General features: G+C 68.6%; 1 pseudogene. It reads right to left on the reverse strand.

What is annotated here, in order from left to right:
• Positions 1-440: pseudogene (locus tag B0W80_RS34155) on the reverse strand (electron transfer flavoprotein subunit alpha/FixB family protein); the annotation flags it as partial.

Below are 440 nucleotides of genomic sequence, written 5' to 3' on the forward strand. Positions count from 1 at the left end.
TCGAAGCCCGTGGTGCGCACCGTGATCACCTTGATCGCATCGGCGCTCTGCACGGTGGCGATGGCGTTGCCCGCGTAGATCGGCCGCTCGAAAGTGTCAGGGCTGTCGACCTTGGTGATGTCGCTGATCTGCGCCACGTCGAGCTTGGCGGCCACGCGCGGCGCCACGTTCTTGCCGTTGGCCGTGGCCGGGAACAGGATGTGGCTGTAGTTCTTGGCGATGGCGAGCACCTGGGCTGCGACGTTCTCGGCCAGGTTCTCGGCGAGGCTCGGGCTGTCGGCGGCGATGACCTTGGCGACGCCGGCGATCTGCGCCGCGGCCTTGGCGGCTTCGGCGGCATTGGCGCCGGCCACCAGCACGTGCACATCGCCGCTCTGGCAGGCGATGCCTGCGGTCACGGTGTTCAGGGTCGCCGGCTTGACGGTGGCGTGGTCGTGTTC

This window comes from Variovorax sp. KK3, assembly GCF_001984055.1.
GTDB lineage: Bacteria > Pseudomonadota > Gammaproteobacteria > Burkholderiales > Burkholderiaceae_C > Variovorax.